We start from the raw sequence: 24,152 nt of genomic DNA on the forward strand, positions 1-24,152 counted from the left end.
CCATGAATACTTGGTTTAAATCAGGAAAACCCTACATTTGGCTCACCGCTGGTGCAGTAAGTGTGAGCTTAATTGCGGTCTTAGGTTTGCTTGCATTGATTGCGTGGCGTGGGCTTAGCTTCTTTTGGCCAGCGGCCATTCATGAAGTAGAAGTGCAAGCCAATGACGGCTCGAAGCGGGTCATCATTGGTGAAATCTACGACCGTGAAGAGGTGAGTCTGGAGCGTTTGCAAGAATCAGGCGTGGCGCTAGATGGCTATCAGGAAGATACGTTAGAGCGATTGCTGTTTAAAGTAGGTAATCGTGAGTTTGTCTCCCTTGATTTTATGTGGGTGATGGAACCTCAAATTATTCGTAACGAGACGCCTAGCGATTTAGCCGTGATTGAGCGTTCAAAAGATGGCAACTTCTATGGTTATGTGGTTGATGTTATTGAAAATGGCCAATCAGTAGCCACAGCTGAATCCATTCGTACGGTATTGTTCGAGCGAATTGAACGAGCGGTTGCGTTAAATGAGCAAGCTGCTGATTTACAGCAAGGCGAGATTGGTGCCATCAACTATGAGTTGAACCGATTACGCTTAGAACGTCGAGCGTTAGAACTCGAAGGCCAGTTAACCGCAGCTGAAGAACAGCGCATAGCAGCAGCCGAAGAAGCCCAGCGAGCGGCGTATCAGGAACTGGAGCAGCAACTCTTTGCTTATCGTGATCAAGCAAGCCGCGATAGCGTAGTGATGCGCGACATGCGCGGTGAAGAAGTGACCATCCCTATGTATCGGGTGCTGGATGCGACTTTCCCCAACGATATGGGATGGTTTGCAAAAGTAGCGCACTTCTTTACTCAGATCGGTAAATTTATTACTGAAGATCCACGTGAAGCCAATACCGAAGGCGGCGTCTTTCCAGCTATTTTTGGTACCGTATTTATGGTGCTATTAATGTCGGTGATTGTGACCCCGTTTGGCGTTATCGCAGCGGTTTATTTGCACGAGTACGCGGGCAAAAATGCTATTACGCGTTTGATTCGTATCGCCGTGATCAACTTGGCGGGTGTGCCTTCGATTGTGTATGGCGTATTCGGCTTAGGCTTCTTTGTATACATGGTGGGTGGTTCACTAGACCAAATCTTTTATCCAGAGGCCTTGCCTAGCCCCACTTTTGGTACTCCAGGGGTGATGTGGTCTGCTATTACCTTGGCTATTTTGACGCTACCTGTGGTCATCGTTTCTACCGAAGAAGGTTTATCACGTATTCCTAGTACCTTGCGTGAGGGTAGTTTGGCCCTTGGAGCCACCAAGGCAGAGACCTTGTGGCGCATCATTTTACCGATGGCATCGCCAGCGATCATGACCGGCTTAATTTTGGCGGTAGCGCGAGCGGCCGGTGAAGTCGCGCCATTGATGTTAGTAGGGGTAGTAAAATCAGCGCCAATGTTGCCCGTTGATGGAAACTTCCCGTATTTTCATTTAGACAGAAAATTTATGCACTTAGGCTTCCACATTTATGATGTTGGCTTCCAAAGTCCAAACGTAGAAGCGGCGCGACCGCTGGTTTATGCAACCTCATTTTTATTGGTGACTGTGATTGTCGGTCTCAATTTGACCGCTATCAGTGTGCGTAACCACTTACGTGAAAAATATCGTTCGCTTGAGCACTAATTAGTGTTTGTAGCCATAAAATTTAAGCGCAGAAGGTTGATATTATGATTTCGGTAACTCCGACCAATACCCAAGCAGGCTCGTTAGATTTAGCTAATTTGAGTGCTGCAGATACTGCTTTAGAAATTCAGAATTTAAATTTGCACTACGGCGAAGCTCAGGCTTTGTATGATATTTCAATGAAGATCCCGAAAAACCGTGTGACTGCTTTTATCGGGCCGTCAGGTTGCGGTAAGTCAACGCTGTTGCGTTGTATCAATCGGATGAACGATCTCGTTGAAATTTGTAAAGTGAGTGGTGAAATTCGCCTCCACGAGCAAAACATCTACGCTAAAAATGTCGATGTTGCAGCTTTGCGCCGCCAAGTTGGCATGGTGTTCCAGCGCCCGAATCCGTTTCCTAAATCTATTTATGAAAACGTGGTTTACGGGATGCGCCTACAAGGGGTGAACGATCGTCGCCGTTTAGATGAAGTGGTAGAGCGTTCGCTAAAAGGAGCGGCGCTCTGGGATGAAGTGAAGGATCGTTTGAACGAATCAGCGTTCGGCTTATCAGGCGGTCAGCAACAACGTTTAGTGATTGCTCGCGCGATTGCCATAGAGCCAGAAGTGTTGTTGTTGGACGAGCCAACCTCAGCCCTAGATCCTATTTCTACGCTCACGATTGAAGAGCTTATTACCGAGCTTAAAGAGCAGTTTACGGTGGTGATTGTTACTCACAATATGCAACAAGCGGCACGGGTGTCTGATCAAACTGCCTTTATGTACATGGGTAAGTTAATTGAATATGCTGATACCAACACCTTGTTCACGACCCCACAGAAAAAACAAACGGAAGATTACATCACTGGACGTTACGGTTAATTAGGAGCAGCCCATGGATAAAGTAAATATGAGCCGGCATATTTCCGGCAAATTTAATGAAGAATTAGAAGCTGTTCGTAACCAAGTATTGAGTATGGGTGGGCTGGTTGAGCAGCAACTGCGCGACTCATTGATTGCCATAGAAAAATCAGATCATGATATGGCGCAGCAAATTTTGCAGCGCGACTATAAAATCAACGCACTCGAAGTGCAGATTGATGAAGCCTGCGTACAAATTATTGCAAAACGCCAGCCAGCAGCGAGTGATTTAAGATTAATCATCGCAATTTTTAAAACCATTTCAGATCTTGAGCGAATTGGTGACGAAGCAGAGCGCATTGCGCGTGTGGCACTAGAAAGCTTTAACAATGACCAGCAGCAATTTTTGGTGAGTTTGGAAAATCTTGGCCAGCAAGTATTGTCCATGTTGCATGGGGTGCTTGATGCCTTTGCGCGGATGGATCTAGACTCGGCCTACGAGGTTCACCAAATGGATGCCCAAGCCGACCGTCAATACGAGGCTCTTACGCGGCAGTTGATGACCTATATGATGGAAGATCCGCGCGGTATTCCTAAGGTCATGAATGTCCTTTGGTCAGCCCGTTCACTCGAGCGTATCGGTGATCGCTGTCAGAATATTGCGGAGTACATTATTTTCTTCGTGAAAGGAAAAGACGTGCGCCATGTGTCACCCGAGTCGATGGAACAAACGGTTAAAGGAACACGTTAACTCGTTTCTTAAAGACACAAAAAAGCCGGTGGCAGTGATGCGACCGGCTTTTTTATTGAATAAAGCTTGTTAGTAAAGAACTCGTGCCTTAATGGTGCCATCAATACTGCGGATCGCAGCGAGGAGGTCGTCGGCGATACTGCTCTTCGGCGGCGTTTCTATGTCAATGACCACGTAACCTACCTCACTGTCGGTTTGTAAGTATTGACCCGCCACGTTGATATTGTTGTCCGCCAAAATTTGGTTGATGCGGGTTAGCATACCTGGGCGGTTGTGGTGAATATGCAACAAGCGGCGCGCCTTGTCATGAGTTGGTAAAGCAACCTCAGGAAAATTAACCGCAGACAACGTGGAGCCATTATCTGAGTAGCGGACTAGCTTTCCGGCAACTTCAATACCGATATTCTCTTGTGCTTCTTGGGTTGAGCCACCAATGTGCGGGGTTAAAATACAATTGTCTAAGCCACGCAAGGGCGACTCAAACATTTCGTCATTGCCTTTGGGCTCCACCGGGAAAACGTCAATCGCAGCACCTGCGAGGTGACCGGATTTGAGTGCATCAGCCAAGGCGTTGATTTTCACAACCGTGCCTCTGGACGCATTAATTAACACCGCGCCAGGTTTCATCTGCGCTAATTGCTCAGGACCGATCATCCATTGTGTTTGCGGTGTTTCGGGTACGTGTAGGGTTACTACATCAGCTTGCGCTAACAGCTCGGATAAACTGGCTAGCTGCAGGGCATTACCTAAGGATAATTTGGTTTCGATATCGTAATAACGTACTTGCATGCCCAATTGCTCGGCCAGCACACTTAATTGGCTGCCAATATGACCGTAGCCTATGATACCAAGAACTTTACCGCGTGCTTCAAACGAGCCTTTGGCGGCTTTATCCCAGCCACCACGATGGGCCGCTGCATTTTTCTCAGGAATACGGCGTAACAGCATGATCATTTCTGCTAGCACTAATTCGGCAACACTACGAGTATTAGAGAAGGGCGCGTTAAAGACCACCACCCCATGCTGGCGCGCAGCAGCTAAATCAACTTGATTGGTGCCAATACAAAAACAACCGACAGCTACCAGTTTTTCTGCTGCTGCGAAGACTTTAGCGGTGAGCTGGGTGCGCGAACGAATCCCAATAAAATGGGCCTCTTGGCATGCTTCAATTAGTTCAGCTTCAGCCAGTGACGTTGGCAGCGCGCGAATATTGGTGTAACCATGTTGCTGTAACACTTTGATGGCGCTGTCGTGCACGCCTTCAAGCAATAAGATATTGATCCTATCTTTCGCCAATGACACCTGTGGACTCGCTAAATGAGACATTGTTACTCCAGAATTTGTAAACCGTCGCTACCGGCGATAATGGCAATGTTAGCGCCACGCTTAGCAAATAGGCCGTTGCTAACAACGCCTACGATATTATTCAATTGTAGCTCTAGTTGAACAGGGTCTAGGATATCAAAGTTGTGAATATCCAGAATGATGTTGCCGTTGTCAGTGACAAACCCTTGACGCCAGACGGGGTCACCACCTAGTTTCACGATTTCACGTGCGACATATGAGCGCGCCATGGGAATCACTTCAACGGGTACCGGGAACTGGCCAAGTCGGCCTACTAACTTGGATTGGTCGGCAATACACACAAACTGTTGGGCAACTGCGGCAATGATTTTTTCGCGGGTAAGAGCGCCACCGCCCCCTTTAACCATGCGTAAGTGCTGGTCAAGTTCGTCGGCACCATCAACATAAACGGGTAAATCTACACAGTTATTGAGTTCAATCACCTCAATGCCGTGAGCTTTTAAGCGTGCTGTTGAGGCTTCAGAACTAGATACCGCAGCTTCAATATCTTGTTTGATGGTAGCGAGAGCATCAATAAAATAATTAACCGTAGAGCCGGTGCCAACACCAACCACAGTATTGGGTTGAATGTACTTAAGTGCGGCTTCGGCGGCTTGTTTTTTGAGGGCTTCTTGAGCGGTAGACATGGTAGATTCCATAGTGAGTTAGCTATGGCTTTTCAGTATACAGTTTTACCGCAAAAAGTCCCAAACTTTTGCTGCAGTGATCACCTTATTTAAGGGGATATCCCAAGGGTTAACCGGCAGCTTCGGGGTTTGCTGGCAGGTCAGCGCTAGCCCAATCACTTGCAAGTGCGGATATGCTCCGCGATGCCAAGCCGCAAGGGTACGATCGTAAAAGCCACCGCCCATGCCTAAGCGATTGCCTTGGTGGTCAAATCCCACCAGTGGCACCAGCAAAATATCTAAGTGAGCAAGTGGGGTGATATCTGCTACCTGCAACGCGGGTTCGGGAATGTGGTATTTATTGGGAACCCATAAGGTCTTCGGATGCACTTGTAAAAACAATAAGTGCCCGGTGTTGATTGGATGCAACACGGGAACCGAGAGTTGGTGTCCCATGCTTATCAAGCGTTGGTTCAGTTGAGGGGTCGGCAATTCCGCTTTGATACTGATGTAACTACCGATACGCTTGGGTGTTTGCAGCTCTGGTAGCGCCAGTAAGTGCTCGCTTACTGCCGCAGCTTCTGCAGCTCGATCGGGAGCAGAGATAGTTGCACGTTTAGCCAGAAGTTGTTGACGCAATTGCTGTTGTTGCACGGCACTGATATCCTTGGCTTAATAACTAGAGCTCAATAACTAGCCAACCCATAACTAGCCAATCCATAACATAATAAAAAGAGTTATATCATGAAGCCTGTTCTGTTCGCCACGTTACTTACTTGTTTCTTGTTGGGAGCTACCGCAGCTCCTGCCCAAGCTGATTCAGCGAAAGCACCACCGCGCGCAGAGCAGGGCGAGGGGCCATTTCAGCGCTTAATTCTACGCGGAGTGACGCTCGTTAACGGTGAAGGCGCTCCGGCCCGAGGCCCAGTTGATATCGTGGTGGAGCAGGACCGCATCGTGCGTATTGTGAGTGTTGGTCATCCTGGCGTTCCGATAAAAGCACAGGGCCGACCGCAAGCACAACCGGGTGACCGTGAACTGGATTTAACCGGCAAATATGTTTTACCAGGCTTTATTGATATGCACGGGCATATTGGTGGCTCTGCTGACGGAATACCAGCGGAATATGTGTTGAAGCTGTGGTTGGCTCATGGCATTACGACGGTGCGTGAGCCGGGTAGCTTTAATGGTCTAGCCTGGACTAAATGGCACCAACAGCAAAGCCAGAACAACCAAATCGTCGCACCGCGGATCATTCCATTTGTTGGTTTTGGCATGGGTGCCGAAGAGCCTATCTTTACTGCAGAACAAGCACGTACGTGGGTGCGTCAAATCAAACAACAAGGTGCCGCAGGCATTAAGTTTTTTGGCGCCACGCCCAAGGTGATGGCGGCTGCACTGGATGAAGCTAAACAGCAACAGCTGGGTTCGATGATGCACCATGCGCAACTGAATGTGGTGCGCACCAACGTGGTGGACTCGGCGCGTTTGGGTTTAGGAAGTATGGAACACTGGTATGGCTTGCCGGAAGCGCTCTTTAGTGGACAGGTCATTCAGGATTACCCAGCAGATTACAATTACAACGATGAGCAAGATCGGTTTCGGGCCGCGGGACGGTTATGGCAGCAAGCCGCGCAGCCTGGTTCAGAGCGTTGGAACCAAGTGCGCGACGAATTGATAGCCCTAGACTTTACTATCAATCCTACCTTAACCATCTATGAGGCTAGCCGTGATCTGATGCGTGAGCGTCAAGCTATCTGGCATGAGGAATACACCTTGCCGCAATTGTGGGACTTCTTTACCCCAAGCCGTTATGCCCATGGCTCTTATTGGTTTGATTGGACCACCGATGATGAAGTGGCATGGCGCCAAAATTACCAGTTGTGGATGACTTTTCTCAATGACTTTAAAAACCATGGCGGTCGTATCACCACGGGTTCAGATGCTGGCTATATTTATAAAATTTACGGGTTTGGCTTTATCCGCGAATTAGAATTACTGCGTGAAGCCGGCTTTAACGCATTAGAAGTGATTCAGGCTGCAACCTTAAATGGTGCACAAGAACTGGGTTTAGATGACGAGATTGGCAGCATCGTGGTTGGTAAAAAGGCCGACATGATCGTTGTGGATGAAAATCCATTAGCTAACTTTAAAGTGCTATACGGTACTGGGCACTATAAGTTAGACGACAATAATCAGCCGATGCGCACTAAGGGCATTCGCTACACCATTAAAGACGGCATCGTCTACGATGCCCAAGAGCTGCTTGCCGACGTTCGCCGTATCGTGCAAGAGCATAAACGCACGAACAGCATCGCGGATGAATAACGAAGCGTACGAATAACGAACTATCTTTGAGAAGGGTGACTACCCAAAATGCCGCTGCGTGCCTTGGCCCTTGAACCCACTGGTTCAAGGCGGGGCGCAATTGAATCGACCGCAGGCTTCTCGATACGAGTCGAGCTTGCACAATAGCCGCTCAGTGAGCCCCTATACTACTAGCATCGGCTCAGGGACATCGGCGTGCTGGCGAACATTCCAGGTAGTCATTGTCTTGCATGCTTAACTGCACTCATTGAGTCAGCGAAGCGAACTTGGGTATTCTAACGTTTTGGGCCTTGCTCTGTCATGACCTGTTCTAAGGTTTCTTGCAGTAATTTTAGCTTTTCTTCCAAATCTTCGACCTGTTTGCGCAATTGTTGTTCAACTTGTGCGCCTTCGTGCACAAGATTGAGCGCAGCCATCACGGCAATTTGCTCCGCATGGGTTAAGCGCTTGTTGCTACGAATTTGCTCAAGTTTGTGGTTGAGTTTGTCGGCGGCGCGCTGTAACGCAACTTCTTGCCCAACTGGACAATTAATTTTGTAGTTGCGATCCATAAGTTTTATTTCCATTGCACGCTGGCTCATGCCTCTTCCTCATTTTTAATGCTACTGCGTTAGAGTGATTATGGCATGCCGACCGGGGTTTTGTCAGCTAGCCTGAAAGGGCCTGTGGTGATAGGATGGCAGCATAAATCATGATAGAGATGACGCTATGACAGATCAAAGCAGTGGTGCCAATAATCCATTCGCCTACGAAACTTTAACAGAATATTTTGAAAGCCAAGGTTTGCTCTCTAATGCCGCCGAAATTCATGGCATTTTAACCGGTATGATCGCTGGCGGGGCCAGTATTGAAGGGCAAGACTGGTTGTTGTTACTCAGCGACTTGGTTAACGAAGGGCAATCCTTTAACCCGCAGTTACGTGAACGCTGTACCGAGCTGGCACACTCCATCTGCGCCAGCTTGCGCGACCCCGATTTAGGTTTTCACCTGTTGTTACCAAGTGATAACGAATCTTTATACGAACGCTTAACTGGTCTAATTAACTGGGTGCAATCGTATTTAGTAGGGTTTGGTATTAATCAAACCAACCTGGCTGGCTTATCGGAAGACTTGCGTGAAGCCATTGAAGATATGGTTGAAATTGCCAAGTTAGATTTTGAAATTGAAGATGAAGAAGAAGCAGAGCGAGCTTACTTTGAAATCGTTGAGTATTTACGAGTATCAGCCATGTTGTGCTTTGGTGAATTAGGCCAGGCAAGCGGGGGCGCTTGTAAAACCAACAAAACGCTCCACTAAAATAGCGTTCACCTCAGTTCGTTTTACCTCATTCAAGTATTGAGAGCGAAAACCTTATATGCAGCAGTCTATTAGTTTGGCGGAATATCAGCAACGTCGGCAGCGAATTTTAGATCATGTCAGCAGCCATGCAGACCATGGGGTAGCAGTGATTGCTGCCGCTAGCCTACAAACACGCAGCCGTGATACCGAATATCCATTTCGGCAAAATAGTGATTTCTTTTATCTCACGGGGTTTAACGAGCCCGACGCCTTATTGATTCTAGCGCCGGGTAGAGCGCAACAAGTGATTCTGTGTTGCCAACCTAGCGATCCGGCAGCCGAAGTATGGCACGGTCGTCGCTTAGGTATTGATCGAGCAGTTGCCCACCTTGGGGTTGATGTGGCGCACAGTATCGAAGATGCTGAAGAAGTATTATTAGATGTGCTTAATCAAGCCGATGTGGTGTTTTCCAGTCATGAAGATAGCAGCTTGCTAGAGCAGCTACATGATGTTGCCAGTGCTCTGCGCCAAGCGCCAAAACAAGGTTATGTTGCGCCCTCAAGCTGGCAAGATTTGAGTCCATTCATGGCCGATATGCGTATCATTAAAAGTGCCGCAGAGCTCGATTTAATGCGTGCCGCAGCAGCCATTAGCGTAGCTGCCCATAAGCGCGCGATGCGCTTTACCAAACCTGGCTGCTATGAGTTTCAGGTAGCGGCAGAGTTGCACCATGAATTTGCGCGCCAAGGCGCTCACCACCCAGCTTACGGCAGTATTTGTGGGGGTGGCGACAATGCCTGTATTTTGCACTACACCGATAACGCCGATGAGTTGCACGATGGTGATTTAATCTTGATTGATGCTGGTGCCGAATATCAAGGTTATGCGGGCGATATTACCCGTACCTTCCCAGTAAACGGCCGCTTTAGCGAAGCCCAAGCTGCGCTCTATAACGTGGTGTTAAAAGCGCAGTTAGCAGCCTTAGCAGCGGTAACCCCAGGGTCATCGATGCCGCAGGCAACCCAAGCTATGGCACTGGCGCTCACGGAAGGCTTGGTCGAGCTCGGTCTATTAGCGGGCACGCCAGCGCAGCTAGTCGCTGAGGGCGCTTATAAAACCTTTATGATTCATGGTCTGGGCCATTGGCTGGGTTTAGATGTGCATGATGTGGGCACCTATTCAGCTGCCGGTAAGAACCGTCCGTTTGAGCCGGGTATGGTATTGACCATAGAGCCTGGGGTGTATATTCCGCACGGCATGGCTGGGGTAGATAAAAAATGGCATGGTTTAGGCATTCGGATTGAAGACGATGTGATTGTAACCGCCAACGGCCACGAAAATATGACTGCAGCGGCCCCTAAAACCGTCGCTGAAATAGAAACTTGGATGCAAGGGTAACAGCAATGGCAGCAGCGCCACGACCAGCTGACACACTAAAACCTATAGTGATTGCCGGCGGCGGCCTCGTTGGGGCGTTAACGGCTTTATTAGTAGCACGGCAGCGGCCGGATTGGATCGTAACAGTGCTTGAGCCACAGGCCAGTGGGCCGGCGCAAGATAAACGCACCATAGCGCTGGCGGCCGCTACCATTGACGTATTACAACAACTGCAAGTGTGGCCAGAAGTAGCGTCTGCCGCCTGCGCAATTGAGCATATTCATGTGAGTGACCGAGGTCATCTGGGCATGACGCAACTGCATGCTGAGCAACAAGGCGTGCCCGCGCTTGGCTATGTGATCGCGGCGGCACAACTCAACCAAGCGCTTTATCAGGCTTGCCTAGCGCAACCTAATATTGAATGGCTAGCTGGCGCTTGGTTTAGTCATTCACAACCAGAACAAGATAGTATTGCAGTGCATTACCAAGTTGCAGATCAGCCGCACGTTTGCCATGCCCAGCTGTTAGTAGGTGCAGATGGCTCACGCTCACAAGTGCGCAGCTCGGCTGGTATTCAGATGCAGCAAACGGATTATCAGCAAGTGGGCATAATTGCCATGCTTGAACTGTCTGAGCCGATGCAAGGCTGGGCTTATGAGCGCTTTACTGATACTGGGCCACTGGCGTTGTTACCGGTTAGTGACCAAGTCGCTTCGTTAGTTTGGAGTCTGCGTCCAGCAGAAGCCGAACAGATGATGGCTGCTAGCGATGATGAATTTATGGCCAAGTGCCAACAAGCCTTTGGCTATCGCGCGGGGCGGTTGCGTAAAGTCTGGGACAGAGTGCAGTACCCATTGCAATTGCATTTAGCCGAACAACATATTGCTCAGCGTTTGGTGTTAATAGGTAACGCCTCGCATACCTTGCATCCGATTGCCGGGCAGGGATTTAACTTGGGTGTGCGCGATGCAATTAGCTTAAGCCAACAGCTAGCGACGGCAGCCGATGCCGGGCAGTATCGTGTGTTGGCAAGTTACCAGCGTGAGCGCCAGAGCGACTATAAAGCCATTATTGGCTTAACTGATAGCTTGGTTCGAGGCTTTTCTAATCAACTGTTGCCACTGGTGATTGGGCGCAACATCGCCTTGAGTGCCTTGGCGTGGTTGTTGCCACTGAAGCAGCAATTTGCCCGTAAAACCATGGGTTATAGAAATTAACGAGACGATAGGATAACCATGCAGCCATTTACCTTTATTGTCGCTGGGGCCGGTATGATCGGGCTGGCTACGGCCATTGGCCTGCAACAAGCTGGGCATAGGGTTATTGTGATTGAACGCGGTGAGCGGCCCGAGTACGGCAGCGCGCCAGAACTGCGGGTAAGTGCGCTAGCTCATCGTAGTAGGCACTTACTTGAGCGGTTAGGCAGTTGGCAGCGGATGCCAGTGTCACGCCTTGGTCCTTATACAGGGATGCGGGTGTGGGACTATGATAGTTTTGGCCGAATCGAGTTTGATGCCAGCGAACTAGCACTGGCCGACATCGGCGCCATTGTTGAAAACAAAGTGCTTGAACAAGTGCTGTGGGACCAAGCTGTGGCGGCAGGGGTGGCGATTATGGCGACCACTGAGTTAGTGCAACAACAGGTTGATGATCAGCGAGTACAGGTAACGCTAGCCAATGGGCAAACATTAACTGGCGATTATCTGATCGCAGCCGATGGTGCTCGTTCTACCGTGCGGGCACAAGCAAACTTGCCGCTTACTTTTTGGGACTATCAACAACAGGCCCAAGTAGCAGTGCTTACTACCGAGTTACCACATCAAGGCATTGCGCGCCAAGTGTTTTTGCCGACCGGGCCGTTAGCCTTGTTGCCTTTAGTGGATGCCCATCAAGTATCGATCGTGTGGTCGGCGGATACCGAACGAGCGCAGCAACTGAGTACCCTTAGCGACAGTGATTTTATTCGGCAGTTACAAGTAGCCAGCGATAATTGCTTGGGGTTGCTGCAGCTAAAATCAGCGCGAGCTACTTTTCCGCTGCGTATGCAGTACTGTCAACGTTGGGTGCAGCAGCGTCTGCTGGTGCTAGGTGATGCTGCCCATAGTATTCACCCCTTGGCCGGTCAAGGAGCTAACTTGGGCTTTGCTGATGTGGCTGACTTATTGGCTATTTTTGCACACCCAGAGCTTCAGGTCGCAACCCTGCCAAAACAATTACGCCAATGGGAGCGGCAGCGTAAGGCCGCAGCGGTAACCATGATTGGCGCGATGGAAAGCTTTAAACGTGGGTTTGCCGGCAGTGCGTCTTGGGCCAAGTTAGGGCGCGGCTTAGCGTTGCAGCTCGCGCATCGAGTGACGCCGTTAAAGCAACAACTGATGCGCGCAGCTCTGGGCGCATAAGCCTATATACGTTCTTGAATAAACTGAGCCAATTGAGTGGCGGCCGGGTTATCACTATCGGCCTGCCACATCACGACGCTCACATTACCCAGCTCAGGCAAAGCATGTGATCCCACATGGCGGACGTGAATGAGATTGTCGGGCAACGTACTTTGCGCTAAGACCGTAATCCCCAAACCGCTATCGATGGCCGCAGTCAGCCCAGAAAAATCCGCATTGGTGTAGCTAATACGCAAAGGGATGGTGTGCTGGCGCAGTACTTGTAAGGCGCGACGCCGATAAATACAGCCTTCTGGCGCGACCACCAGCGGCACTGCTTCGGCGGCGCTATCGGTTACCGCCGCTAATTGGTTGCTGGCAATACTACTCACCCACACCAGTGAATCTTGCTTGAGCAGCACTAAACCAGCACGGGTAAGTCGCTTATCAGGTTCCTTGAGGGCAATCACTAGATCAAACTGCTGCTGTTCTTGGGCGAGTAATTCTTTGCTTAGCGCAGAGGTCACCGACAAGGTTACGTGGGGATAAGATTGTGCAAATTGTCCTAATACCTGAGGCAATAACTTACTGGCAAACTCACTGGGAATACCAAGCCGTACCACGCCGGTCAGCGATGGCTCAGCGATTTTAGCAAAGATTTGGTCGTTAATATTAAGCAGATGTTTAGCTTGCTCCCAGAGCTCACGACCGGCTTCGGTAAGATGAATGCGACCACCGCTGCGCTGCAATAGCTGGCTACCAAGCAACTCTTCTAGTCGTTGCAATTGCAAACTAATGGCTGGCTGCGAGCGACTGAGCTGTTGCGCAGCGGCAGTGTAGCTTTGCAACTCGTACACGCTGATAAAGGCGCGCAGAGCTTCTAACGATAAATGTTGCATGATGATCAGCTCGGCTGGTTGATGCGTATTAATAAATAATATTAATAGCTAGTTTAACCATATTAATATTTTAAATAAATGTATAAGTAATATTCATTTGTTGCCTTGCCCTTAGGGTCTTATAATTAGGGCCACAAATTTTAAGAAGTAACTAACCCAACAGGATACTTTGGTCATGGCTCAACGCACTCCTTTGTACGACGCACATGTGAAAGCAAATGCGAAAATGGTGGATTTTCACGGCTGGGATATGCCGCTTAACTACGGCTCGCAGATAGAAGAACACCAAGCTGTACGTAATGACTCTGGCGTTTTTGATGTATCGCACATGACGATTGTGGATGTTGCCGGTACCGAAGCAAAAGCTTTCTTACAGTACTTACTAGCCAACGATGTCGCTAAGCTAACCGTCTCAGGTAAAGCTTTATACAGCGGCATGTTAAACCAAGCTGGTGGCGTGATTGACGACCTGATTGTGTATTACTTTACCGATGAGTCTTACCGTTTGGTGGTTAACTCTGCCACGCGTGAGCAAGACATGGCTTGGATTAACGCGGTAGCTGCAGACTTTCAAGTAACTATTACTGAACGTCCGGAGTTGGCCATGCTTGCGCTGCAAGGTCCAAAGGCGGAAGAAAAGCTAAAATTGGTGATGGGGGCTGACAAATTTACAGGTGTAGCCAGCATGAAGCCCTTTATGTCGTTGCAAGTAGGCGATTATTTTATTGCAACTACGGGCTATACCGGCGAAAAAGGCTACGAAATTGCCTTACCAGCTGAGCAGGTGGTCGCACTTTGGGATGCGCTACTGAATGTTGGGGTACAGCCTTGTGGTTTAGGTGCTCGTGATACCTTGCGTTTAGAAGCCGGCATGAACTTATACGGCCAAGATATGGATGAAACCGTGACTCCGCTTGAATCCAATATGGGCTGGAGTGTGGCTTTTGAGCCAGCTGAACGCGATTTTATTGGTAGAGCAGCACTTACTGAACAAAAAGCACAAGGCCACGCCAAGTTGGTGGGCTTAGTGATGAAAGAGAAAGGCGTTCTGCGGCATGGCCAAAAAGTGATTGTAGGTGATAGCGAAGGCGTGATCACGTCAGGTACCTTCTCACCTACCTTAGGTTTCTCGATTGCATTGGCGCGAGTGCCAGCAACCGTGGGCGCTACCGCCGAAGTGGAAATTCGCAAAAAATTAGTTACAGTAAGCGTGGTTAAACCAAGCTTTGTTCGTAACGGTCAATCCGTACTTTAGTCAGTTTTACAGAATCATCGAGGACACAATAATGAGCAATATCCCAAAGGAATTAAAATACGCATCAACCCACGAGTGGGTTCGTAACGAAGGCGATGGCATTTTCACGGTTGGTATTTCTGAGCACGCACAAGATTTGCTAGGCGACATGGTGTTTGTAGAACTACCTGAAGTTGGCGCCACTGTTGCAGCAGGCGATGATGTTGCCGTAGCTGAATCAGTAAAAGCGGCTTCAGATATCTATGCACCTATTGCTGGTGAAATTGTGGCGGTAAACGAAGAGCTAGAAGACGCTCCAGAAACTGTTAACAATGACCCGTACGGTGACGGCTGGTTATTCAAAATTAAAGCTGACGATGCCAGTGAAGTTGAAAGCTTGCTAGATGCAGAAGGTTATCAAGCAGTTATCGATGAAGAATAAGAAGAGATAAAATGCTCAAGCCCCGGTTGTTCGCACCGGGGTTTTGCGTTTCTTATCTCTGTAGTAACGCGCAATTTACCTGTAATCGCGTAATTAACCCGTAATTAAACCCGTAACTAGGGGATTTGAAGTAAATGACTACGACCACGCTGAAGCAGTTAGAAAATCATGGTGAATTTATTGCCCGCCACATTGGCCCTAGCGCTGATGAAACTCAGGCTATGTTGGCTGAGTTAGGGGTGAGCTCATTGGCTGAATTAACCACAGACACAGTACCTGGTGCGATTCGACGCGAGCCGTTTTTGTCGATTGGTGAGCCCATGACAGAACGCGATGCGTTGGCCAAGTTGAAAGCCATCGCCAGCAAAAACAAGGTCTTTAAGTCATTTATCGGTATGGGTTATTACGATACTCTAGTTCCGAACGTGATTTTGCGTAACGTGCTAGAAAATCCAGGTTGGTATACCGCTTATACTCCGTATCAGCCAGAAATCGCGCAAGGCCGCTTAGAAGCTATTCTTAACTTCCAACAAATGACCATCGATTTAACGGGCCTAGAGCTAGCTAGTGCGTCTTTGTTAGATGAAGCGACTGCAGCTGCAGAAGCTATGGCGATGGCTAAGCGCGTCAGCAAAAGCAAATCAAATGCATTCTACGTAGCAGATAACGTCTACCCGCAAACCATCGATGTCGTCAAAACACGAGCAGAAATGTTTGGCTTTGATGTGATTGTTGGGCCAGCTCGTGAAGCCGATAACCACGATGTGTTTGGTGCTTTGTTACAGTACCCCGATCGCAACGGCGAAATTCATAACATCGAAAAACTAATTGCTGACATTCAAGCCAACAAGGGTGTGGTTGCCGTTGCCGCCGACATCATGAGCTTAGTGTTGCTGAAATCACCCGGAGAGATGGGTGCAGACATGGTGTTAGGTTCAGCCCAGCGCTTTGGTGTACCTATGGGTTACGGTGGCCCACACGCCGCATTTTTTGCAACCCGTGACAAATACAAACGGTCGTTGCCAGGTCGTATTATTGGCGTCTCAAAAGACAGCCGCGATAACCAAGCATTACGTATGGCGATGCAAACGCGCGAGCAGCATATTCGCCGCGAAAAAGCCAACTCAAACATCTGTACTGCACAGGTATTGTTAGCCAACATGGCTTCGTTTTATGCTGTGTACCATGGCCCGCAAGGCTTGAAAACTATTGCTGCACGCATTAACCGGTTAACCGATATTGTGGCTCTTGGCTTACAAGAAAAAGGCGTGAAACTGGTCAATAGCCACTGGTTTGATACCTTAACCTTCAAACTAGAAGGCGACGTCAGTAGCGTGATAGCACGTGCTGAGCAAGCCCAAATAAACCTACGTGTTGATGGTAATGGCCAGTTTGGGGTAAGCCTTGATGAAGCTAAATCACGTCACGATGTTGATGTGCTGTTTATGGTGCTCTTTGGTGCCGACCACGGCCTAGAAATCGAAGTGTTAGACTCACGAGTTGCTTCTGGTGAAGTCGAATCTATCCCAGCTGCACTGCGCCGTGAAAGTGAGATTTTAACTCACCCAGTATTTAACAGTTATCATTCTGAAACTGAAATGCTGCGTTATATCAAGCAGTTAGAAAACAAAGATTTGTCATTAAACCACAGCATGATCTCGTTAGGCTCGTGCACCATGAAGCTGAACGCCACCGCAGAGATGATTCCAGTCACTTGGCCAGAGTTTGGCCAGCTGCACCCGTTCTGCCCAGTAGAGCAAGCACAAGGTTACGCTGAATTACTAAGTACCTTATCAGGCTGGTTAGTGGACATTACCGGCTATGATGTGATGTCAATGCAGCCTAACTCAGGCGCACAAGGCGAATACGCCGGCTTGTTAGCGATTCAAAAATATCACCACAGCCGTGGCGACGTGCACCGTAACATTTGCTTAATCCCTAGCTCAGCGCATGGTACTAACCCAGCCTCAGCACAGATGATGAGCATGCAAGTGGTGGTGGTAGATTGCGACAAGAACGGTAACGTAGATATTAACGACCTGAAAGCTAAAGCAGCTGAAGCCGGTGATAACCTGTCTTGCATCATGATCACCTACCCATCTACCCATGGTGTGTATGAAGAAGGTATCAAAGATATTTGTGAAATCGTGCACGCTCACGGTGGTCAAGTGTACCTAGACGGTGCCAACATGAACGCCCAAGTAGGGGTAACCTCACCAGGCTACATCGGTGCCGACGTATCGCACCTGAACCTGCACAAAACCTTCTGTATTCCACACGGTGGTGGTGGTCCTGGTATGGGCCCGATTGGTGTTAAACAGCACTTAGCACCTTTCTTGCCTAACCACAGCGTGATTAAAATTGACGATACCGCGGCCGATAACGGTGCCGTATCTGCTGCGCCTTATGGTAGCGCCAGCATTTTACCTATCTCGTGGATGTACATTGTGATGATGGGCTCGCGTGGCCTGCGCGAAGCTACCGAAGTAGCCATCTTAAATGCCAACTACATGGCGAAGCAGTTGAGCAAGCACTACCCAATCTTGTACAAAGGCCGCAACGACCGTGTTGCGCACGAGTGCATCATTGATTTGCGCCCACTCAAAGATAGCTGTGGCATTACCGAAATGGACGTAGCAAAACGCTTGCAAGACTACGGCTTCCACAGCCCAACCATGAGCTTCCCAGTAGCCGGAACCTTAATGGTTGAGCCAACGGAATCTGAATCTAAGGCAGAGCTAGACCGCTTTATTGAAGCCATGATCAGCATTCGTGAAGAAGCCAACCGTGTTGAGCAAGGTGAGTGGCCAGCAGATAACAACCCGCTGCATAACGCACCTCATACGCTAGCCGACATCGTTGACGCGAACTGGGACCGTCCATACAGTCGCGAACAAGCCGCTTACCCTGTAAGCGCGGTGAAGGTAAACAAGTTCTGGCCAAGCGTGAACCGTATCGATGACGTGTACGGTGACCGCAACTTGATGTGTAGCTGCCCGGCGGTGGATAGCTATCGGTAATTGGTGTTGATGGGATGAGAAAGGCGAGCTTTTTAGCTCGCCTTTTTTGTGGCCAATAAAGTCGTATTTTTTAAAATGTCACTTTCCGTGGTGGATTATTGAATCCTTAGATCAACAAGCAGCCCTTATCGGCGTCACGTTGTCTTCACTGCATTCCCTTCAAAAAAGCGACCACGCTGCGGCCGAGCGAGCTGTGTTCATAACCACCTTCAAGCATGGCCACGATGCGGCCCTCACAATGCTGTTCGGCGAGTTTTTTAAGCTCGGCGGCCATCCAGTGGTAATCGATTTCCGTGAGCTTAAATTGTGCCATGTCGTCTTCTAAGTGCCCATCAAATCCAGCTGAAACTAAGATCAGTTGGGGCGCGAAAGCATCAATGGCTGGCAACCAGCGATCGCGCACGGCGGCCTGCCACGTAGGGCCATCACAGCCCGCTGGTAATGGAATGTTGATCACTTCGTGGCTGATGGTTTGGGTACCGGTGTTGGGGAAGAGCGGATGTTGAAAAGAGCTGCAAAATAACACGCGTTCGTCATTCAAGAAGATATCTTCGGTACCATTGCCGTGATGCACATCAAAATCGACAATGGCCACGCGTTCTAAGCCGTATTGCTGCATGGCGTATGCGGCGGCAACAGCGATGTTGTTGAAAATACAAAAGCCCATTGCGGCGTCCCAACTGGCATGATGGCCTGGGGGGCGAATGGCACAAAAGGTGCGTCTATTGTCGGCGGTCATCACCTCGTCTACAGCACAAATGCCGCTACCGGCTGCGTACAGGGCAGCGCGTAAGGTACCGGCTGTCATCATGGTGTCGGGATCTAACCAAATGTGTTCACCGGGCTCGGTTGGAGCGCGCTCAAATACGTCATTAATGTAATTGGCTGAATGCACGCGATAGAGGTCTTCCTTGGTGGCTGGTTTGGCGTCTTTTTGAGTGAGCGCAAATTCCATCCCCGACCGAATGATCTGATCGTTAATGGCGGCAATTCTGGCTGGCTCTTCTGGATGCACTTCAGAAACCCGATGCAGACTGCAATAATTGTGGCTAAAAACCGTGATCGACATACTAAGCACTACCTAAATCTAATTGTAAATAAACTTCACCTGGTTCTTCGGAGGGCTTGCGCACAAACCCTGCTTTTTCAAACACGGCTAACATTTTGCCATTTTCGGCTCGTACGTAAGCTAACATGCGCTCGAGCCCGCGCTGTTTGGCTATGTACTTCATTTCACTTAATAATCTGCTGGCCATGCCCTTACCGTGTTGGTTCTCACGGGTTACAAAGGCCACCTCGCAGCTTTTTTCATCATGCAGTAAATAGTATCTGCCAACCGCCTGAATTTGTGCCATTGAGCCTTTTTGCCTGACGATACAAAGAGCTAAGTCGCGAGATTGATCGACGCTCACCAAGGTACAGGATTTTTCCCGGCTCATTTGCGTGGGCACCGTGTTGTAGCGCATCTGTAAGGTTTCTTTGGTATGCGAATAAAAAAACTCTTGTAAGCGGCGTTCATCACTGGGGTTGAGTGGTCGTAAATCAAAAAACTCGCCATTAATGGCAATTTCTTTAAAGCCTACGGCACCTAATTCAGGTACTTCTACCGAGTGCAGCACCTGGTAATGAGGCACCCAGTAGTGTTTACGAATGTCTTCTAATAGCTGTTGGCGGAACTTCGGATGCGCCACGCGGATGAGTTCTAGGGCGCGTTCGCGAATGCTTTTACCGCGCAGTGAGGCTACGCCAAATTCGGTAACCACATAGTGTACATGAGCACGTGAGGTGGCCACGCCGGCACCTTGCGAAATATGCGGTACAATGCGCGACACGGTGCCGTTCTTAGCGGTTGAGGGTAGGGCAATGATGGGTTTACCGCCGGCACTCATGGTAGCGCCGCGGGTAAAATCAACATGTCCGCCAATGCCGCTATAAAAATGATGGCCAATTGAGTCTGAAACCACTTGCCCGGTGAGGTCCACCTCGATGGCGCTATTGATGGCCACCATTTTATCGTTGCGGGCAATATTGGCGGGCGAGTTCACGTACTCAGATGGATAGAATCCGATATGTGGGTTGTTATTCACAAAATCGTACAGTTGTTTACTACCAATGCAGAAACTAGTCACGGCTTTATGTTGGTGATAGGTTTTCTTGCGATTGTTGATCACGCCACTTAGCATCAACTCCATAATACCGTCAGTAATAAGCTCGCTATGCACGCCAAGGTCTTTGTGATTCACCAGATACCGTAAAACGGCGTCGCAGATTTTGCCAAAGCCAATTTGTAAGGTGGCGCCATCTTCTACCAGTAAGGATACGTACTGGCCAATCCTCTCGGTTACAGCATCTAAAGCGGGCGCTTTGATTTCAGGTAAATCTTGCTCGGCCTCAAAAAAGGCATCAATTTGCCCTTTGTGAATAAAAGCTTGGCCAAAAGTGACGGGCATTTTGGGGTTCACTTGGGCAATCACTTTTTTGGCTGATTTTAAAGCGGAAGAAACAATGTCTACGGATACCCCAAGGCTATGATAGCCGTACTGATCCGGTGGGCTGACCATAATTAAGGCGGCATCGAGCGGTAAAATATCATCACTAAAGAGCGACGGGATATCCGACATAAAGGCTGGAGTATAGTCGGCACGGCCTTCGGCTACTGCTTGACGAACTTTTTCACCACCGATGAACAGGGTATTCACCTTAAAGGTTTGCGAGAACTCAGGATTCACCCAATGGTTATCGCCGAGTGCGTAAATCTGTACGATTTCGATATCATGCAGATGTTGGCTTTGGTCGGCGAGGTGGTGCATCAAAGCATGTGGCACGGCAGCATGGGTACCAATAAAAATGCGGTCGCCTGATTTCAGCAACTGGTTCCATTTCACGGGTTTACCATCAACCAACAGGTGTCGATTGAGTGGCGGGGTAACGTTGGTATCGATAGTGTGCATCTGCGACTCCTTCTGCAGCTATGCTGGCAAAGTAACTCACACAAGGCTATGCGCTTTTAGTCTAATGTGCTGGCGGTTGATAGGTTTTAACGCAATTGCGGCCTGCTGCTTTGGCTTGATAAAGGGCTTGGTCAGCTTGAATTAACAAACTGCTGGCGCTACTGAGTTCTGCTTGTTCTGGGCTGTAAGTGGCTAAGCCAATACTGATGGTGATAGAGCGGTCAATAAGATCAGCCGGTGGCGTGGCGGCAGCAATACTTTGCCGTAGTCGCTCGGCAATATCTAAGGCTGCTGCAGCTTCGGTTTGTGTCATTAACAGGGTGAACTCTTCGCCACCCCAACGCGCAATTTTGTCGCCAGAGCGAAGTTCTTGCTGCATTAATTTGGCAATCCAGCGTAAGATTTGATCGCCAACAGCGTGCGAGTAGGTGTCATTGATGGTTTTAAAGTGATCGATATCAATCACGGCTAAACTCAAAGGTAACTGATGCTGTTGGGCGGTTGCTACGGCTGCTTCAAAATCGCGATTAAAGCTGCGTCGATTAGGTAGCTCGGTGAGCTCGTCGTATTGCGCTAAGTGAGCAAAACGCTGGGCTTGCTGTTGCAGTGCTTGAGTTTTTTCAGCGACCTGTTGCTCTAATTGTTGGGCACGACTTTGTAGCACCCTAACGCGCATGCGAACAAACAGCCAAAGACTAAGTGCTAACAGCACCGCTAAGGCTACCCAGAAGCTGGCGCGCTGATAAAGTTTGGGCGGCACGCTAAAGTCAAAGGTCGCAGCTGTTCCCTGCAGGTCTGAATTGCCGTAATAGGCGGTGACCACAAATTCATAGGTGCCCGGTGGTAAGTTGGTGAATTCGGCGAAAGTTGCTTGAGTATGACGTGGTTGTTGCTCGTAGCCAATCAGCTGGGTACGGTAGCGAATTTGATTGTTCATACTAAAACCCAAGCCGGCATAATGGATGCTAATGCGATTACCATCGAACTCAGCTAGGCTCACGGTGTCACTGAGTGAATTGCCATTAATAACGACCTCTTCAATGGCTGAAGGGGGAGCATACTCATGAAAACGTCCCAGTTGGGCAGGGTCGATCACTGCGACGCCATAAGCTGTGGGTACCCATACATGACCTTCGTCATCAAGCAGTAAGGCTGGATTAGAGCCACCGTTCGCTTGGCTACTCACCAACCCGTCAGCTTCTCTAAACGTATCAAGCACAAGAGGTTGCGGCGCTGGGTCAGTTGCTGTTAGTACTAGGATCGAACTTAATGAGGTGCGCATGATGCCACGATTAGAGCTCATCCAGACGTTGTCATAGGGGTCTACGGTCACTTGGAAAATTTTTTCTGCGCTTAGGCCATGCTTACGCCCTACCACCTGTCCAGTCTGGCTGGCAGGATCATAGATAATTAAGCCGCGGTCGGTGGCAAACCAAAGGTGACCTTGATAAGGGAAAATATCAAACACATATTCGGCTTGATTAAAGGCGCTTAAATCTACTTTTTCGAAGCGATCGTCGCTCAGCACGAAAAGACCGCGCGCAGTACCTAGCCAAAGCCGCCGCTGCTGGTCTTGGTACAAGCTAACACTAAAGCGGGCTTGGTCAGCTTGGGGCGCAGCTTCAATGCCTGTAGCAGGGTGATAGCGGTTGAGGCCATTGGGCGTCGCAATCCATACGTAGCCATCGTGAGTACCAGTGATAGCCCGGATTTCATTGGCCAGCAGCCCGTCGTCACGAGTCCAGACTTGTTGTATTTTGCCATCGCGCCATAAGCCTAAACCATGAGTATAAGAACCAATAAACACGCCGTATTCAGGATGCTCATACAAACTGAGAATAGAGTGGTGAGTAAAATCGTCGTTAAAGCTTTGCCATTGGCCCTGTTTAAAGCGATTGAGCCCACCAGCCGAGCCCACCCAAATACTGCCATCACTATGCTGGATCAGCGTGCGAACAAAATTATCAGCGATGCCATTGGCTTGCGTGAAGGTATCGAACGGGGTATCACGCAGCCTCACCATGCCACCATTGGTGCCAACCCAGATGCTGCGTTCATGGTCTTCATAAATACTGATCACGCGTGCGTTGGGTAACCCATTGTTGGTGCTGAGATGTTCTAGGCCTCGAGAACTTAAGCGGTACAGGCCATCATTGATGGTGCCAAGCCAGAGGTTTGCGCTACTGTCGGTATAAAGCCGAATGACATTTTTATTGAGTAGCTGAGGATGCAGCGGCGCAAAGGTGTTACCGTCGCCAATAAAAACGCCTTGTTCACCGGCTACCACCACTTGGTCTTGGTACTGAGTTACCGCAAACATACTGGATTCGGGTAAGCCGTGCTGTTGATTCAAATAGATGACTTTGGCTTTGGTGACACTAATGAGTCCGCGATCAGACGCGACAAACAGCTGAGTTTGGTCTTTGCGCAAAATATCGTAAGCGTGCATGGCTCGTGAGCCACGAGTCTCTAAATAGGGTTCGACTTGGCCATTGGCTTGCTGTTTCAGCAAACCGAATTCTTCGGTGGCTAGCCAAATGGTGTCATCAGGATTAGCCACAGCTTTGTTGATGAGGGTCGATGGTACCTCATAGTTTTGCCAGTAATAACGGCCTTGTGCATCTTGTTTGCGCATCACAAAGGTACCGCGGGCACCTACCACCACTAACTCACCCGCATCGGTTACAGTGACGTTCTGTACCCCTGCGTCAGCTAAACCTATGTCACTGTATAGATCGTAAACTTTAAATTCAGCGCCGTTAAAGCGTACCAGACCTTCCCAGGTGGCTAACCAGAGATAGCCGTCAGGTGTTTGCGTGATGCCATTGATGGTGTTGTGGGGGAGGCCATCACGACTGGTCCACAACTCTTGAAAATAGGAACTGAGCGCTGGCGTGCTCGGTGCATGAGCTGTGGAAGTTTCGGTTGCGGCGCTAATAGGAACCCATGCAGAAAAGCATAAGCTGCACAGCAACATGACCATACGCATGATGCTAGTAGTACAAGATCTATGTTGACCTTTC

Annotated in this window: 19 protein-coding genes and 1 other RNA gene; 11 read left to right on the top strand and 9 right to left on the bottom strand. The window is 49.2% G+C overall.

Translation table 11 applies throughout. The annotated features are described in order from the left end of the window. The first annotated feature begins 2 nt into the window (after positions 1-2). From pstA to phoU, 3 genes are read left to right on the top strand one after another with little or no spacing between them, the layout of a single operon-like run. Entirely contained in the window at positions 3-1,658 is a 1,656-nt protein-coding gene (gene pstA, locus KGF88_RS00755; RefSeq protein WP_153826172.1) for a phosphate ABC transporter permease PstA, read from the top strand. A 44-nt stretch (positions 1,659-1,702) separates the two neighbouring features. Next, the gene (gene pstB / locus KGF88_RS00760) at positions 1,703-2,521 is read left to right on the top strand and encodes a phosphate ABC transporter ATP-binding protein PstB (RefSeq protein WP_153826171.1); all 819 of its coding nucleotides are present in this window, start codon (positions 1,703-1,705) and stop codon (positions 2,519-2,521) included. Between the two features lie 13 nt (positions 2,522-2,534). Next, the gene (gene phoU / locus KGF88_RS00765; RefSeq protein WP_110076117.1) at positions 2,535-3,251 is read left to right on the top strand and encodes a phosphate signaling complex protein PhoU; all 717 of its coding nucleotides are present in this window, start codon (positions 2,535-2,537) and stop codon (positions 3,249-3,251) included. A 69-nt stretch (positions 3,252-3,320) separates the two neighbouring features. On the opposite strand, the gene serA is transcribed toward phoU, so the two are convergent. The 3 genes from serA to KGF88_RS00780 are packed head-to-tail and all read right to left on the bottom strand — an operon-like array spanning position 3,321 to position 5,875. Then, positions 3,321-4,577, bottom strand: a complete 1,257-nt coding sequence (gene serA, locus KGF88_RS00770) for a phosphoglycerate dehydrogenase (RefSeq protein ID WP_110076118.1) — start codon at positions 4,575-4,577, stop codon at positions 3,321-3,323. A 2-nt stretch (positions 4,578-4,579) separates the two neighbouring features. Then, positions 4,580-5,242 carry a ribose-5-phosphate isomerase RpiA gene (rpiA, locus tag KGF88_RS00775; RefSeq protein ID WP_153826170.1) on the bottom strand — a complete coding sequence of 221 codons (663 nt, stop codon included), beginning with the start codon at positions 5,240-5,242 and terminating at the stop codon, positions 4,580-4,582. 45 nt (positions 5,243-5,287) lie between these two features. After that, on the bottom strand, positions 5,288-5,875 hold the full coding sequence (locus tag KGF88_RS00780) for a 5-formyltetrahydrofolate cyclo-ligase (RefSeq protein WP_153826169.1): 588 nt from the start codon (positions 5,873-5,875) through the stop codon (positions 5,288-5,290). A gap of 90 nt (positions 5,876-5,965) precedes the next feature. Here KGF88_RS00780 and KGF88_RS00785 point away from each other — a divergent pair, with 90 nt between their 5' ends. Continuing rightward, the gene (locus KGF88_RS00785; protein ID WP_153826168.1) at positions 5,966-7,549 is read left to right on the top strand and encodes an amidohydrolase family protein; all 1,584 of its coding nucleotides are present in this window, start codon (positions 5,966-5,968) and stop codon (positions 7,547-7,549) included. A 36-nt stretch (positions 7,550-7,585) separates the two neighbouring features. Here the strand turns inward: KGF88_RS00785 and ssrS are convergent. Together ssrS and KGF88_RS00795 are read right to left on the bottom strand one after the other, a co-directional pair. Continuing rightward, a non-coding RNA gene (gene ssrS, locus KGF88_RS00790) (6S RNA) lies at positions 7,586-7,769 on the bottom strand. A 55-nt stretch (positions 7,770-7,824) separates the two neighbouring features. Further along, positions 7,825-8,130, bottom strand: a complete 306-nt coding sequence (locus tag KGF88_RS00795) for a cell division protein ZapA (protein WP_153826167.1) — start codon at positions 8,128-8,130, stop codon at positions 7,825-7,827. A 127-nt stretch (positions 8,131-8,257) separates the two neighbouring features. Between KGF88_RS00795 and KGF88_RS00800 the strand changes: the two genes are divergently transcribed. Genes KGF88_RS00800 through KGF88_RS00815 form a run of 4 tightly spaced genes read left to right on the top strand, consistent with a single transcriptional unit; the run spans position 8,258 to position 12,604 of the window. Further along, complete coding sequence (locus KGF88_RS00800; protein ID WP_110076123.1) at positions 8,258-8,845, top strand: UPF0149 family protein; 588 nt, start codon at positions 8,258-8,260, stop codon at positions 8,843-8,845. A gap of 58 nt (positions 8,846-8,903) precedes the next feature. Then, positions 8,904-10,226, top strand: a complete 1,323-nt coding sequence (gene pepP / locus KGF88_RS00805) for a Xaa-Pro aminopeptidase (protein WP_153826166.1) — start codon at positions 8,904-8,906, stop codon at positions 10,224-10,226. 5 nt (positions 10,227-10,231) lie between these two features. Continuing rightward, complete coding sequence (ubiH, locus tag KGF88_RS00810; RefSeq protein ID WP_153826165.1) at positions 10,232-11,422, top strand: 2-octaprenyl-6-methoxyphenyl hydroxylase; 1,191 nt, start codon at positions 10,232-10,234, stop codon at positions 11,420-11,422. 18 nt (positions 11,423-11,440) lie between these two features. Beyond that, entirely contained in the window at positions 11,441-12,604 is a 1,164-nt protein-coding gene (locus tag KGF88_RS00815; protein ID WP_153826164.1) for an FAD-dependent oxidoreductase, read from the top strand. A 2-nt stretch (positions 12,605-12,606) separates the two neighbouring features. On the opposite strand, the gene KGF88_RS00820 is transcribed toward KGF88_RS00815, so the two are convergent. After that, positions 12,607-13,482: a LysR substrate-binding domain-containing protein gene (locus KGF88_RS00820; protein ID WP_153826163.1), complete on the bottom strand. Its 876-nt coding sequence runs from the start codon at positions 13,480-13,482 to the stop codon at positions 12,607-12,609. A 175-nt stretch (positions 13,483-13,657) separates the two neighbouring features. On the opposite strand from KGF88_RS00820, the gene gcvT reads away from it, so the two are divergent. The 3 genes from gcvT to gcvP all read left to right on the top strand — a co-directional run bounded on the left by gcvT (position 13,658) and on the right by gcvP (position 18,178). Further along, the gene (gcvT, locus tag KGF88_RS00825) at positions 13,658-14,737 is read left to right on the top strand and encodes a glycine cleavage system aminomethyltransferase GcvT (protein WP_153826162.1); all 1,080 of its coding nucleotides are present in this window, start codon (positions 13,658-13,660) and stop codon (positions 14,735-14,737) included. 31 nt (positions 14,738-14,768) lie between these two features. Further along, positions 14,769-15,158 (top strand): glycine cleavage system protein GcvH, encoded by a 390-nt coding sequence (gene gcvH, locus KGF88_RS00830; RefSeq protein WP_110076129.1) that lies wholly within the window; start codon positions 14,769-14,771, stop codon positions 15,156-15,158. A gap of 134 nt (positions 15,159-15,292) precedes the next feature. Next, positions 15,293-18,178, top strand: coding sequence for an aminomethyl-transferring glycine dehydrogenase (gene gcvP, locus KGF88_RS00835; protein ID WP_153826161.1), 2,886 nt, complete (start codon positions 15,293-15,295; stop codon positions 18,176-18,178). Between the two features lie 145 nt (positions 18,179-18,323). Here the strand turns inward: gcvP and KGF88_RS00840 are convergent, their stop codons facing one another. From KGF88_RS00840 to KGF88_RS00850, 3 genes are all read right to left on the bottom strand, one after another. Continuing rightward, positions 18,324-19,247 (bottom strand): histone deacetylase family protein, encoded by a 924-nt coding sequence (locus KGF88_RS00840; RefSeq protein WP_110076131.1) that lies wholly within the window; start codon positions 19,245-19,247, stop codon positions 18,324-18,326. A gap of 1 nt (position 19,248) precedes the next feature. Further along, positions 19,249-21,129, bottom strand: a complete 1,881-nt coding sequence (locus KGF88_RS00845; RefSeq protein WP_153826160.1) for a GNAT family N-acetyltransferase — start codon at positions 21,127-21,129, stop codon at positions 19,249-19,251. 61 nt (positions 21,130-21,190) lie between these two features. Beyond that, positions 21,191-24,112, bottom strand: coding sequence for a ligand-binding sensor domain-containing diguanylate cyclase (locus KGF88_RS00850; RefSeq protein ID WP_162014550.1), 2,922 nt, complete (start codon positions 24,110-24,112; stop codon positions 21,191-21,193). Between the last annotated feature and the right edge of the window lie 40 nt (positions 24,113-24,152).

This window comes from Idiomarina loihiensis (genome assembly GCF_024584785.1).
In the GTDB taxonomy this organism is placed as follows: domain Bacteria; phylum Pseudomonadota; class Gammaproteobacteria; order Enterobacterales; family Alteromonadaceae; genus Pseudidiomarina; species Pseudidiomarina fusca.